The sequence below is a fragment of the Candidatus Cloacimonas acidaminovorans str. Evry genome (assembly GCF_000146065.2).
GTDB lineage: Bacteria > Cloacimonadota > Cloacimonadia > Cloacimonadales > Cloacimonadaceae > Cloacimonas > Cloacimonas acidaminivorans.
In genome coordinates, this window is sequence record NC_020449.1 from 1,064,905 (window position 1) to 1,077,921 (window position 13,017).

General features: G+C 37.5%; 12 protein-coding genes. 11 read left to right on the forward strand and 1 reads right to left on the reverse strand.

Annotated elements, in window-relative coordinates; genetic code table 11:
• Positions 1–11: 11 nt before the first annotated feature.
• The 11 genes from CLOAM_RS04330 (at position 12) to CLOAM_RS04380 (ending at position 12,420) form a co-directional block, all read left to right on the forward strand.
• Positions 12–1,016 (forward strand): FAD:protein FMN transferase, encoded by a 1,005-nt coding sequence (locus CLOAM_RS04330; RefSeq protein ID WP_015424646.1) that lies wholly within the window; start codon positions 12–14, stop codon positions 1,014–1,016.
• Complete coding sequence (folE2, locus tag CLOAM_RS04335; protein WP_015424647.1) at positions 1,013–1,786, forward strand: GTP cyclohydrolase FolE2; 774 nt, start codon at positions 1,013–1,015, stop codon at positions 1,784–1,786. Before CLOAM_RS04330 ends, folE2 begins: the two co-directional genes overlap by 4 nt.
• Before the next feature lie 16 nt (positions 1,787–1,802).
• On the forward strand, positions 1,803–4,454 hold the full coding sequence (locus CLOAM_RS04340) for a M16 family metallopeptidase (protein ID WP_232502709.1): 2,652 nt from the start codon (positions 1,803–1,805) through the stop codon (positions 4,452–4,454).
• Positions 4,455–4,456: 2 nt separating this feature from the next.
• Positions 4,457–5,221 (forward strand): acyl-CoA dehydratase activase, encoded by a 765-nt coding sequence (locus CLOAM_RS04345; RefSeq protein ID WP_015424649.1) that lies wholly within the window; start codon positions 4,457–4,459, stop codon positions 5,219–5,221.
• Positions 5,218–5,958 carry a PHP domain-containing protein gene (locus tag CLOAM_RS04350; RefSeq protein WP_015424650.1) on the forward strand — a complete coding sequence of 247 codons (741 nt, stop codon included), beginning with the start codon at positions 5,218–5,220 and terminating at the stop codon, positions 5,956–5,958. The genes CLOAM_RS04345 and CLOAM_RS04350 overlap by 4 nt, the downstream gene beginning before the upstream one ends.
• A gap of 638 nt (positions 5,959–6,596) precedes the next feature.
• Positions 6,597–6,869 (forward strand): TM1266 family iron-only hydrogenase system putative regulator, encoded by a 273-nt coding sequence (locus tag CLOAM_RS04355; RefSeq protein WP_015424651.1) that lies wholly within the window; start codon positions 6,597–6,599, stop codon positions 6,867–6,869.
• Positions 6,859–8,268, forward strand: coding sequence for a [FeFe] hydrogenase H-cluster radical SAM maturase HydG (gene hydG / locus CLOAM_RS04360; RefSeq protein ID WP_015424652.1), 1,410 nt, complete (start codon positions 6,859–6,861; stop codon positions 8,266–8,268). The genes CLOAM_RS04355 and hydG overlap by 11 nt, the downstream gene beginning before the upstream one ends.
• A gap of 101 nt (positions 8,269–8,369) precedes the next feature.
• Positions 8,370–9,038: a 7-cyano-7-deazaguanine synthase QueC gene (gene queC, locus CLOAM_RS04365; RefSeq protein WP_015424653.1), complete on the forward strand. Its 669-nt coding sequence runs from the start codon at positions 8,370–8,372 to the stop codon at positions 9,036–9,038.
• A 117-nt stretch (positions 9,039–9,155) separates the two neighbouring features.
• Positions 9,156–10,133, forward strand: coding sequence for an asparaginase (locus CLOAM_RS04370; RefSeq protein ID WP_015424654.1), 978 nt, complete (start codon positions 9,156–9,158; stop codon positions 10,131–10,133).
• Positions 10,130–11,215: a glycosyltransferase family 4 protein gene (locus CLOAM_RS04375; protein ID WP_015424655.1), complete on the forward strand. Its 1,086-nt coding sequence runs from the start codon at positions 10,130–10,132 to the stop codon at positions 11,213–11,215. Before CLOAM_RS04370 ends, CLOAM_RS04375 begins: the two co-directional genes overlap by 4 nt.
• Positions 11,212–12,420 (forward strand): glycosyltransferase family protein, encoded by a 1,209-nt coding sequence (locus tag CLOAM_RS04380; protein ID WP_015424656.1) that lies wholly within the window; start codon positions 11,212–11,214, stop codon positions 12,418–12,420. The genes CLOAM_RS04375 and CLOAM_RS04380 overlap by 4 nt, the downstream gene beginning before the upstream one ends.
• 127 nt (positions 12,421–12,547) lie before the next feature.
• On the opposite strand, the gene CLOAM_RS04385 is transcribed toward CLOAM_RS04380, so the two are convergent.
• Positions 12,548–13,003, reverse strand: a complete 456-nt coding sequence (locus tag CLOAM_RS04385) for a hypothetical protein (protein WP_015424657.1) — start codon at positions 13,001–13,003, stop codon at positions 12,548–12,550.
• Positions 13,004–13,017 lie beyond the last annotated feature (14 nt).

Sequence of the window (13,017 nt, forward strand, 5' to 3'; positions counted from 1 at the left end):
TATTATATTTTATGAATCGCAGAGAAATTATTTCCCTCATCATATTGATTTTAGTGATTGGTTTCGGAACCTACAAATATCTGACGCGTTCTTTTACTGAACTTAAAAGTCAATACTTAATGGATACCATTGTAGAAATATCTGCCACTTCGCAAAGTAAAAATGTTGGCAAACAAATAGATGCTGTTTTCAATTATATCCGCAATCTGGAAGATAAATTAAACGAATTCAATCCCCAAAGCTATCTGGCTAAAATCAATGCCGATACTTTAAATACGGTCTTTGAAATGGACCCCGATGTATATAATTTGCTCACGATAGCGGATAGTTTATATAAAATGACTGAAGGCGCTTTTGACCCAACTATCAAGCCGGTATGGGATTTATGGGGTTTTAATGCTGAAAAACCTGTGCCTCCAGATTCGCTTGAAATAAAGAAAATGTTAGAGAAAGTGAATTTCAGTAAGATAAAATATACTCCTCAACAACTGTTTAAGCCGGTAGGTATGCAACTCACTTTTGGCGCTATTGCCAAAGGTTACATTTTGGATAAAGCAAGAGAGTATATGCAGACCTTAAATTTGGATAGCGGATTTATAAATTGTCGCAGTTCTATGGCTTTTATGGGTTTTAAAAACCCCCAAATTGTTTATATTCAGCATCCTCGCCGCTTAGATGATTACATTGCCAATTTCAAAGTGCTGAATCAAAGTGTTTCTACTTCCGGTGATTATCAACAGTTTTATGAATATCAGGGTGTTCGTTATCATCATATCATCAATCCTTTTACAGGTTATCCGGTTCCCGATGTGCATTCAGTAACTGTTCTTTGTCCTTCTGCCGCTTGGTCTGACGGTCTTTCAACCGCACTTTTTTTGTTGCCTCCGGAAACTGCAATTTCGGTAATTAAACCGATTCCCGATTGTGAAGCAATCATTTATTATACTAAAGATGATTCTCTCGTTTCCCTAAAAACGGAGGGGATGAAGAAAAGGGACTTGAACGAAAAGTTATGAGTATACCTGATATCCAATCCCAAACCGATAACCGCAAAATAACCATAGATAAAGTTGGTGTAAAAGGTATTCGTTATCCTATTGTAGTTCAGGATAGAGAAAAAGGCATTCAGCATAGTGTTGCCGATTTAAATATCTATGTAGAACTTCCTCATCACCGTCGGGGAACACATATGAGCCGTTTTCTGGAGGTTTTGAATCGTTATCATACTGAGGTCTTTATAGATAAGCTGGATGCTTTTTTAAGTGAGCTGAAAACAACCTTGAAAGCTGATTCTGCCTATATAGACATTATGTTTCCCTTTTTTATGAAAAAACAGGCGCCAGTTTCCCGCGTTTCTTCTCTTTTGGGTTATGATTGCAGTTTCAATGCCTCTTTTAAAGATTGTTTTGAACTCTGGATTGGAGTAAAAGTTCCGGTAACTACACTTTGTCCCTGTTCTAAAGCAATCAGCGTTTATGGAGCTCATAATCAGCGTTCGGATATATTTATAAAAGTCCGTTACCGGGAATTTGTGTGGCTGGAAGAACTGATTCAGCTTGCCGAAAAACATTCCAGCTGTGAGATTTATCCGATTTTAAAGCGCTCGGATGAGAAATATGTAACCGAAAAAGCATACAATAATCCCAAATTTGTGGAAGATGTTGTGCGGGAAATCACTCTGGAATTAAATAAAGATAAGCGAATAACCGGATTTTATGTAGAAGCCGAAAATTTTGAATCCGTCCATAATCACAATGCTTATGCCCTGATAAGCAGAAACTTATAACATTATGAATAACAGGATGAATTCAGGGTTAAACAATTTTCCCAAACCCGTTAGCAGAATTTTAGCTAATGGACTGGAAGTTATTTCCGTGCAGGATACTTCCAATTCTGTCCTTTGTTTGCAATTATACATTAGAACAGGTTCGGTTCAGGAAAATAAAAATCAGCGAGGTTATTCGCATTTTATTGAGCATTTGAGCTTTAAATCTACCAAGGACTTTCCTTTTAACGGAATTTCTCTTTTTGCCTCAGGTCTGGGTGGAATGCTAAATGCTTTCACCGATTACGATTGCACTTGTTACTATGTAAATCTTCCTGCCGAAAAATTGAAAGAGGGTTTGCACATCCTATCTCAGCTTGCTTTTCAGAGCACTTTCAGCCGGGAAGATGTGAAAACGGAAAAGGAAATCATTTTAGAGGAAATAAAACAGTATAAAAACGACCCCGAAACTGATTTTTTGGAGTATATCCAAAGCAGTTATTATCAAAAAAGTCCTCTTAAATATCCTATTTTGGGTAGTCCTGAAAGCATTATGCAGGCGGATTGGGAAGCACTTCATCGGTTCTATAAAAACCGCTATATCCCGGAAAATGCTTTTCTGATTATCTGTGGTGACTTTTGCCAAAAGGAATTGGATTATTATTTGGATTATTATTTTACTCCTTGGAAAAGCCAGGGCAAACCTGTAAAACACCTAACAAATATTGAACCGGAAATAAATGGATTTCGCTATTTCTTTCGGCAAAAAGAGTTAAATGAAAATACTATTGCCATCGCTTTACCGGAATTAAGCGAAAAACATCCTTACGCTAATGCTCTTTTAATAGCTATACGCTATTTGGCAATAGGGAAATCATCCCGTCTATTTAAACGCCTGGTGGAAGAAGAAAAAATTTGTTCCAGCGTGAAAGTAAGTTCCCTTTGCGGAATTCTTTCCGGTGCCTCAGTCATTTCTATTACCCCTCTTTCCGATAAATATATCTCTGAGGTTATAAAGTTATTCAGGACTGAATATTCTGCCTTGCTCAACTACGGAATACCTGAATCCGAAATGGAACTGATTAAAAAGGATATTATTAATAGCTGGTTATTCAGTTTTGAAGGGATGGAAAACCTTGCCAGTTTGGTAGCTACGGAAAAATTTGTGGGAGACCTGAACCGTCTTCAGAGCTATGGTGCAGAAATTAATGCCACCACTTTAAACGATGTAAAGCAAGCTATGTATAAATATTGGCTTCCCGAAGGGCTTGCTGTTTATTATCAAGGAGCTGTTGAAAATGCTGATTTTGCTGAAAAAGCTTATGCCCTTAAAAGTGTTTCACTGCAGCAAAATTTAAATTCCAGCCCGGCAATTCTATCCCTAAAACCCTCTCTCAATCTTGAAATTAAGCCCTTAAATCAAGATGTGAAAATAAATACGGAAAAAATCACTTCCATAGCTGAGGGCTTCTATCAGATAATTCTTTCCAACGGGATGCAAGTTCTCTTTAAACAACTGAAAAACAAAAGCATCAGCGGTTTTTCTCTTTCCACTCCTATCAGCCAGATTTGTGAAACAACTTCCACTATAGGACACAACTTTTTTTGCTCTTCCCTATTGCTGTATAAAACTCAAAAACATAGTCATCAGGAGTTACAACAATTTTCCCGGGAAAATGGATTTAATATCCGTTTAATTCATCATTTGGATACTACTACTTTCAGGGGAAAATGTTTAAGCGTTAATCTGAAAAAGGCATTGTCTATGCTGGCGGAAATAATCTATCTTCCAAATTTTGACCGCAACTATCTTTCTCTTTTAACTTCTGCCGCTTTAGATGAAATTCGGAGGGATAATGATATTCCGGTTAGCTATGCCTATTTAAACTGGTATAAAATGTTGGTGGGAAACAATAGCAACCTTTTTCGCAGTTCCGGAAATCCTTCTCACATTCGCTCCCTTCATCTTAAGGACATACAGGAATGGTATGAAAAATGGGATATCGGAAAGGATTTTTATTTAGGAATTGTAGGCAACCATAAGCCGGAAGAGGTCTTAGAACTTTGTGAACAGACCTTCGGTTTAGCTAAAAAAGCATCTCAATCATTGTATCCAAAACCCTTGTATTCACCCTCAACTATCCATTTTAAAAGGAAATACAAAAAAACCGACCAGGCAATTATTTTTAACGGCGGATTTGCCTGTCCTGCTGTTAGTCGTGATGAAAATACTGCCTTCTATGTTCTATCTCAAATCCTGGGAGGAGATATATCTTCGCGGTTTTATTATATCTTAAGGGAAAAATACGGCTATGCATATCAAACAGGTTTTGAATTTCACTCCTTAAATGAACTTGGTTTTTGGGGTGCTTATGCCTTTTGTGACCGGGATGATTATCGTAATTGTCTTACTTTAATGCAGGATATTCTTTATTCTCTTACAGAAAAAGAAGTTGCTGAAGATGAATTGGAAAATGCCAAACAATATTTAATCGGAATGAACCGTTTTGAAGATGAAAGTGTTTCCTATACCGCATCTATGATGTCTAACCTGTCAGCTTTGGGCTATGAACCCGAATATTATCTGTCCAGAGAAGAACGGATTAGAAAAGTTAACCGGGAAATAATTCAGCAAATTGCCCGCAAGTGGCTGCTACCTGAAAATCAATATATCTATCTATTGTTGTAATTATGTTGAAAATTGGTATTGATATCGGCTCCAGAAACACAAAAATCGTTATCTACGATGCCCAAACAAAACGCATAGAATTTAGTGCTTTTCAAACCACTGAAGTTTCCGTTATAGATGGAGTTAACAACCTTTTAAAAGAAGGTTATACGGCTTTAGGTATTACCCGAAAAATAAACACTATCGGAGTTACCGGCTATGGGCGCAAACTTTACCAGGAAGCAAGCTCCATTTTATCGGAAATTAGCTGTCATACTGCCGGTTGTCTGTATTATTTTCCTCATATTAGAACTATCATTGATATCGGAGGTCAGGATTCTAAAATCATCACTCTGAACGAAAAAGGTAAAGTAACGGATTTTGTGATGAACGATAAATGTGCGGCAGGAACCGGAAGATTTCTGGAAATGACAGCTATGCGTTTGGGTTGTGATGTTTCCGAACTTTCTCTTTTAGCCTCCAAATCCACTCGGAATCTTACGCTTAATTCCACCTGTGTTGTTTTTGCCGAATCGGAAATAATCGGGATGCTTTCTTCTTCTATTCCTCCAGAAGATATAGTTCGTTCTGTTCATCGTAGCATAGCAAAACGCATTTTAGCCCAAATGTCTGTTATGATTTGGGAGCAACCGCTTGTTTTTACGGGTGGAGTTGCCCTGAATAAAGATATGGGAAAATGTTTAAGTGAAGCATTAAATTCTCAATTACTTACCCCTCCTGAACCGGAAATTACCGCTGCCTTGGGCGCTGCTATTTTAGCCAAATGAAATTTGATTATCACATTCATACTGAAGATAGTTACGATAGCTCAATTAAAGCAATTGATTTAATTAAAAGAGCTATTGAACTAAATTACGATGAAATAGCTATTACAGAACACCTGGATTTACTCCCTCAGGAAATAAAGAAATACGGTGCACCTTCATTAGACCGTTATTATAAGCGAATAAAAGAATTACAGAACAATACCTCAGAACTTAATGTGCTTTGTGGAATTGAAATTGGTGACTATCATAGGGTTAAAGAATATGCCCTCTCTTTGGTTGAAGATATTAACTTTGACCTTATCCTGGGTTCCGTTCATTTTTTAAGTGACGCTACAAATGTTGCTGTTCCGCTTAAAAAACCTCTTTCCGAGGAACAGGTTAGGGATTATTACCAGCAAAATTTATTGCTGGTTTTCCATTGTAATATTGATGTTCTTGCTCATTTAGGTGTTTATAAAAGGGGTTATAATTACATTCCTGATGAAAGTGCCTTTTATCCTTTGCTGAAAGATATTTTTAACACTATGATAGACCGCAAAATAGCTCTGGAAATTAATTACAGTTCCTTATGCCGGGGATACCCCTCTTTTCTTCCAGAACTTCCGCTTTTAGAAATGTTCCTTGATTTGGGAGGAAGATATTTTTCTTTGGGAAGCGATGCGCATAAAATAGAGCATTTTGACCTTTATCGTGAGTTAATTCCTACTCAATTCTGCACTTCTTTTCGCTACTTATAGACATTTTTTCAAGTTTTTGCTTATCGCTTCAATTTTTAAGCGGATACAAAAGAAACCTGGAAGAACCATATCCTCGTAGTTCTTTTCCCATCTCACTTTATTGTTCCAAGGCATAAATTTACCCCTATCTTGCCTTCTTGACCATTTAATAACCAAGTAACAACCAAGTAACAATCCCGTAACGGAACTACGGAAGTGTTACGGAAGTGTTACGGACTCGTTACTTAATCGTCTATAGAATAAGCAATTAGCTGATTTGGATTAGAAAGAACAATATATTTAGGTAACCTACTATAATTTAATGATTTAAACCCAAATAATGCAGTTGAAGAAATCGTGTTTGTAGCCGGAGCTTGCTGAAACTCTGCATTTTTATTCTTGCGGAGGAGGGGAGTCGTCCGTCTACACAAAATAAATTATTTTTTTACGATGTTCAATCCTTGTTTCATCTTTCTACTTTTCCCCCTTTTACTTTTATTATCCAACATCATTTTTTCCTTGCCAAAAATCCTATCTTCATTATAATGTATGTAAAATAGACCTGCGATGAGAGATAAGTTCTGGCATCAAGGGTGGAAAGACCTCTTTTCCTCTTTTGTCTGCCAGCTTAAATTTCTCCTCGCTGAAGGAAGGAAAAAATGAATGCCAAATATCATATTCTAAGCATTATTATGGAAGACCGTGAAAGTGCTTTTCATCCCGTAAACGAATTATTACATAGTTATGCACAAAATATTCTTTTACGGGTGGGCTATCCTATGCGCGATTTAGGAGTTGCTGTAATTTTTTTAATTGTAGAGCTCTCTGTTTCCGAAATGGGTGCTTTTTCTGGAAAACTGGGTCAGATAAAATCCGTGAAAGTAAAGGTTACAACTTTGAAACTGGAGGAAGGAGAACAAAATGAAAATTAATACTGAAGGTCTTAAGTCCTTTATTCCTACTGCCGAAATTGAAGAACATTTAAACAAAAACCGTTTTGCCGATGCTATTAGGATTAGAGATATTGTAGATAAATCACTGGATAAACAGCGTCTTAATCCTGATGAAACAGCCGCTTTAATTAATGTTACCGATCCCGAATTAAAAAATCTTATTCTGGAAGGTGCGCATACTCTCAAAGAACGAATTTATGGAAATCGGATAGTTCTTTTTGCTCCTCTTTATGTTGGAAACGAATGTATAAACGATTGTGTTTATTGCGGATTCCGTATTTCCAATAAAGAATGTCAGCGGGCAACTTTAAGTAAAGAAGAATTGATTGCCGAAACAGAAGCTCTTGAAGATAAAGGGCATAAACGATTAATTATGGTTTACGGTGAACACCCTAAATATTCTCCCGAGTTCATTGCCGAAACGGTGCAAACCGTTTATAATGTAAAACACAATAAAGGAGAAATTCGCAGAGTAAATATAAATGCCGCTCCTTTGGATATTGAAGGTTTTCGCACTGTAAAATCCGTTGGTATTGGCACCTATCAAATTTTTCAGGAAACCTATCAGGAAGAGACCTACCAAAATTTGCATCCCAGAGGACCTAAAAGTAATTTCCTTTGGCGTTTATATGGTTTGGATAGAGCTATGCAAGCAGGAATAGATGACTTGGGCATTGGTGCTTTAATGGGATTATATAATTGGCGTTTTGAAGTTATGGGTCTTCTATATCATACCATTCATCTGGAAGAACGCTTTGGAGTAGGACCTCACACTATTTCCTTTCCCCGTATTGAACCTGCCATTGGAACGGACTTTACAAAAAACCCTCCCTACAAGGTTTCCGATGAGGACTTTAAACTTTTAATAGCCAGCATCCGCTTAAGTGTTCCCTACACCGGAATGATCCTTACTGCCAGAGAACCAATTGCAGTAAGAGATGAGGTCTTACGCTATGGCATTTCACAAATTGATGCCGGAAGCAGTATCGGAGTTGGTGACTATGCTCATAAAGATGAAGAATCCAAACGAAAAAGTCAATTCGTTTTAGGTGACACCCGCACTTTGGATGATGTTATTTATGAACTTGCCCATAGCGGTTATATACCTTCTTTTTGCACTTCCTGTTACCGTGCAGGAAGAACTGGAGAACATTTTATGGAATTTGCCATTCCAGGTTTTGTAAAAAGATTTTGCACTCCCAATGCCTTACTCACTTTTGCGGAATATCTTTATGATTATGCCAGCGAACGCACTAAAAAAATCGGCTTGGAACTGATTGACAAAGAAGTAGCTAAAATAGATGATCCCAATATGCAGAGTTCAGTGCAAGAAAATCTGGCAAAAATGAAAGAAGGAATAAGAGATTTGCACTATTAAGGTTAACAAGTTAACAGATGACCGGGTGATAGTTCATTCTTAACTTGACATAAAGCATTATTAACATAAAATTGTAAAAATTACTAATCAGGATAAAGTTTATGACCCGGGCAATCGTTTTATTAAGCGGAGGAATGGATTCTTTGGTCACAGCTGCTTGTGCTGTATCTGAATGTGACGAGGTCTGTTTTCTGCATTTTAATTATGGTCAGTTAACGGAAAAAAAGGAATTATCCTCTTTTGAAGCACTGGTAAATTATTATCAGCCAATTCAAGCCAAAGTGATTAATTATTCCTGGCTTTCTGAAATTGGCGGCTCTGCTTTAACCGATAGAAACATTCCCGTTCAGAAAGGAATCCTTTCCAGCTCTAAAATTCCTGTTACTTATGTTCCTTTCCGGAATGCCATATTTCTTTGTTCTGCAGTTGCTTGGGCAGAAGTTATTCAAGCAACAAGAATTTATATTGGAGCTGTGGAAGAAGACAGTTCCGGTTATCCAGATTGCCGTGAGGTTTTTTTTCAGGCATTTAATAAAGTGATTGCTACAGGGACAAAAGGTGAAATTCCGATAGAAATTAGCACCCCTGTTTTACATAAAAGCAAGGCAGAAATAGTGCAACTGGGAATTGAACTTAAAGCTCCTTTTGAATTATCCTGGAGCTGTTATACCGAAAATGATGTTGCCTGTGGCGTTTGTGAAAGCTGTCTCTTACGTAAAAAGGCATTTAAAACAGCAGGCGTGGAAGACCCTCTTCCCTATCGTAATTAACATTAATTTCGGGTTGAAAATGTATAATATTCTTTTCTCTTCGGTGGATTCCTGCTTTCTCAGGAATGACAAAGGACTTTTCCTTCAAGAAATGATATAAACGGAAAATTAGGTATTATGAAAAAAAACATCCTCATTATCTTAACCGGTGGAACGATTGCTATGAAAGCATCTGATCCTGCCGGAGTAATTCCCAGCCCCGAATTTGCTGAATTTTTAAGGCAATTTCCCCAATTAAATAGTGTTGCCAATGTAGAAGTGATGGACTATCTGAATATTCCCAGTCCTTATATGACTCCCGCAATGATGTTTGAACTGGCTGAATTAATAGACCTGAAAATAATTGACTATGATGGTGTAGTTATCACTCACGGAACCGATACTTTGGAAGAAACAGCTTTTTTATGCGACTTAGTTTTAACTACCCGCAAACCTGTTATTTTTACTGCAGCAATGCGTTCCGGTGATGAAATCGGTTTGGATGGTCCTCGTAACATAATTGGCAGTGTTCGCGTAGCCAGTCATCCGGAATCAATTGATAAAGGTGTTTTGGTAGTAATGAATGATGAAATTCACACAGCTCGCGATGTCGTGAAAGCAGATACTGGTAAAATTGATGCCTTCGTTTCTCCTGGTTATGGACCTATCGGCAATGTAGACCCCGATAAAATTGTATATCATCGTGCTTCTCTCTATCGGGAAAATGTTTGGACGGAACAATTGGATACAAGAGTTGAACTTATCAAAGCAGTAGCCGGAATGGATGGAAAATTTATTCGCTGCTGTCTGGAAAACGATATAAAAGCAATTGTGATTGAAGCATTGGGAAGAGGAAATTTACCTAAAACACTGGTTCCCGATATTGAAGAAGCTATAGCCAGAAATGTTTTAGTGATAATAACTTCCAGAACTTATACAGGAAGGGTTCTGCCTGAATATGGTTATGAGGGTGGAGGAAAACATTTGGAATCAATAGGTTGCATTCTTGCAGGGGATATGAAAGGGGTTAAAGCACGCTTGAAATTGATGGCACTTTTCGGTAAATATCAGGATGCTGATATTGTAAGGCGCTTTTTCAAACAGAGTTTGCTATGAAAATTGCCATTTTGGGTCCTGCACCTCCTTTCCGTGGCGGAATTTCCCGTTTCGCTTTATCCCTTGCCAGAGCTTTTAAAGATACAGGACATAATGTTCAATTTTTCAATTTTAGAGAGCAATATCCCAAGTTGCTCTTCCCTGGAAAGGGACAATATGATTCAGAACTTCCTGCCAATGAATTTGTTAATCATCAAATCCTTACCCCCTGGTTACCTAAAACCTGGAAAGCAACCATTCACGAGCTCAAAATATATAGACCCGAGGCAATTATTGTCTCCTGGTTTTTACCCTATTTTGCTCCTGCTTATGGCTATATTTTAAGACAAATAACCTGTTCCCGTAAAGTAATTCTGGCACATAATATTGCCTCTCACGAGAAATGGTTGGGTGAAAAATATTTTCTGCAATATGCTTTTAAGCCGGCAACTAAAATTGTTACCTTAAGTAAAGCGACTCTGGATGAACTGCATCGTAAATTACCGCTGTATATATCTAAAAAAGGTGTTTCAGGTTTTCATCCCTGCTATGATATGTATAACGACAATATATCGGCTAACCGGAAAGATAATACCCTGTTTTTTTTCGGTCTGATTAAGCCCTATAAAGGTCTTGATATTTTACTGCAAGCAATGCCCAAAGTGATTGAAGCGTTTCCTGAGGTGAAATTAATAATTGCTGGAGAGGTCTATGGAAATAAAAATATCTACACTGAACAGATTCAGGTATTAGGTATTGAAAATAATGTGGAATGCTATTTTCGTTACCTTAGCGATCCAGAAATATCATATTTTTTCAATCAGTCCTGTCTCTGTATTCTACCCTATAAAAGTGCTTCACAAAGTGGTGTTATAGCCACTTCCTACAGTTTTGGAGTTCCTGTTCTGGCAACTAAGGTTGGTGGATTGGGTGAATATGTTATTGAAGGTAAAACCGGTTATCTTGTCCCTCCTGATAATCCTTCGGCTTTGGCTGAGGCAATAATTAACCATCTGCAACAAAAACCGGATATGAGCCAGGCAATTAATGAATACACAAAGCGTTATTCCTGGAAAGGTTTGGCGGAATTACTGATCAAATGAAGATTTTACTTATCACTTATTACTTTCCTCCTTGCGGAGGTGCCTCTGTTCAAAGATGGTTGCGTTTTATTCGGGCTTTAACTAAAAAAGGGGTAGATATTTATGTAGTAACTACTCTAAATGGTGATTATCCTTACCTGGATGAAAGCTTAGTGGCTAAAATTCCTTCTTCGGTAAAGGTTTATCGCAGTAAACCATTAAGATTCGGAAAGTTGTGGAATATATTAGGACAAAAAGAACTGCCTTACGGTTCACTCCAAAACAAAGCAAGCGACAGTCCCTTAAAAAAGATTTTATATTGGCTGCGCTTGAATTTTATTGTTCCAGATATGCGCATCGGCTGGAATCCTTCTGCTTATAAAAATGCACTGCAGGTTTTACGTCAGGATAAAATTGACTATGTTATTACTACAGGTCCTCCCCACTCTACACATTTAGTAGGTATGAAACTGAAAAAACATTTTGGTATTCAGTGGAGAACGGATTTTCGGGACCCTATGTCGGAAATATACTATCTGAAAATAAATCCTCCCTGCCGTATAACTTTGGCTTTGCATAAATATCTGGAACGGAAAATTATCCGGACAGCTGACCTAAATTATATATTCAGTAAAGTAATTGCAGATGCTTTACCCGATGGCAAAAAGAAGGTCTTATATAATGGCTTTGACCCTGATGATTTTAAGGGTTTGCATTACTCAAGAACAGATAAATTTCGCATCAAATATGTAGGTCAACTTACAACCGGACGGGATGCCAGCCCTTTAATGAAAGCACTTTCTTCGTTGCAACTACCTTTGCTGGAATTCTCTCTTATCGGCACCAGGGATTTTCCAGAAACCGATTTCCCGGTAATAAAAATTCCTTTTTTACCACATAGCAGAGCATTAGAGGAATTGGTGAATGCTGAATTGCTAATACTGATTATTGATACCTGTAAAAGAAACGAAGGTTTACTACCTTCCAAACTTTTTGAATATATGGCTTCCCGAACTCCGATTCTTTGTATTTCCGAACCGGCTGGTGAAGTATATACATTAATCTGTAAAACAGAAAGCGGGTTCGTTAGCAAAGATAGTGAAGAAATAGCTAATTATATTTTGGGGTTATATAACAAATTTTTAGAAGGAGATAACTTACGCACAAAAGGAGATATCTCTTTCGTAGATGTAAACAATCAAGTAAACATTTTTCTGGAAAGTTGATGTCCCCATCAACTACAAATTACGACTTTATATAAAACGACGAGGACATCGTTTTTCCGGAATCGTGTAGCTCCGCATCTTTTTCTTGCAGAGAAACAGTTGCCTCCGGCTAAACAATTTGTCGGAATTAGGAAAATAACGCTTTAACCAGAATTTCCGGTTCTAAGCGAAACGGCGAATCTTTCCCTTCAAAGAAATGATGAGCTTCAATTAGATGGATATCAATAGCATTCCATCTAACAGTAATGTTATTTTTGCGATTAGTTAATGTTGTTACATACTTCCTGTAAAGTCCCCCATGTCCATAAGGGCAGGTCATTGTTCCTTTGGTTGATTCAGTATGCACTTCATAGGTGTCATCAATAACGACTGTGTTGTTGTATGCATCAAAAGTTGCATTGGAGAAATATTTCATCCTTTCTGCAATTTCTTCCACACTGCGATTAAGTTTTTTTAGTTCTTGTTCATCTGCAGCAATAATTTCTGCAAGAGGGCGTTGATCTGTTCCCAGAAAACCTGTTATAGTAAGTGCTCCTGGCATCATACGCGAGCGAATTTTGGCTTCTTTGAGTGTTTCTTTCATTGTGCTTTTCCCAT

Bases quoted from the DNA above. Each gene is read 5' to 3' on its own strand.
- CLOAM_RS04370 (WP_015424654.1), top strand. From the start codon at position 9,156: ATGAAAAAAAACATCCTCATTATCTTAACCGGTGGAACGATTGCTATG.
- folE2 (WP_015424647.1), top strand. From the start codon at position 1,013: ATGAGTATACCTGATATCCAATCCCAAACCGATAACCGCAAAATAACC.
- hydG (WP_015424652.1), top strand. From the start codon at position 6,859: ATGAAAATTAATACTGAAGGTCTTAAGTCCTTTATTCCTACTGCCGAA.
- CLOAM_RS04355 (WP_015424651.1), top strand. From the start codon at position 6,597: ATGAATGCCAAATATCATATTCTAAGCATTATTATGGAAGACCGTGAA.
- CLOAM_RS04380 (WP_015424656.1), top strand. From the start codon at position 11,212: ATGAAGATTTTACTTATCACTTATTACTTTCCTCCTTGCGGAGGTGCC.
- CLOAM_RS04350 (WP_015424650.1), top strand. From the start codon at position 5,218: ATGAAATTTGATTATCACATTCATACTGAAGATAGTTACGATAGCTCA.
- CLOAM_RS04375 (WP_015424655.1), top strand. From the start codon at position 10,130: ATGAAAATTGCCATTTTGGGTCCTGCACCTCCTTTCCGTGGCGGAATT.
- CLOAM_RS04340 (WP_232502709.1), top strand. From the start codon at position 1,803: ATGAATTCAGGGTTAAACAATTTTCCCAAACCCGTTAGCAGAATTTTA.
- queC (WP_015424653.1), top strand. From the start codon at position 8,370: ATGACCCGGGCAATCGTTTTATTAAGCGGAGGAATGGATTCTTTGGTC.
- CLOAM_RS04330 (WP_015424646.1), top strand. From the start codon at position 12: ATGAATCGCAGAGAAATTATTTCCCTCATCATATTGATTTTAGTGATT.
- CLOAM_RS04385 (WP_015424657.1), bottom strand. From the start codon at position 13,003: ATGAAAGAAACACTCAAAGAAGCCAAAATTCGCTCGCGTATGATGCCA.
- CLOAM_RS04345 (WP_015424649.1), top strand. From the start codon at position 4,457: ATGTTGAAAATTGGTATTGATATCGGCTCCAGAAACACAAAAATCGTT.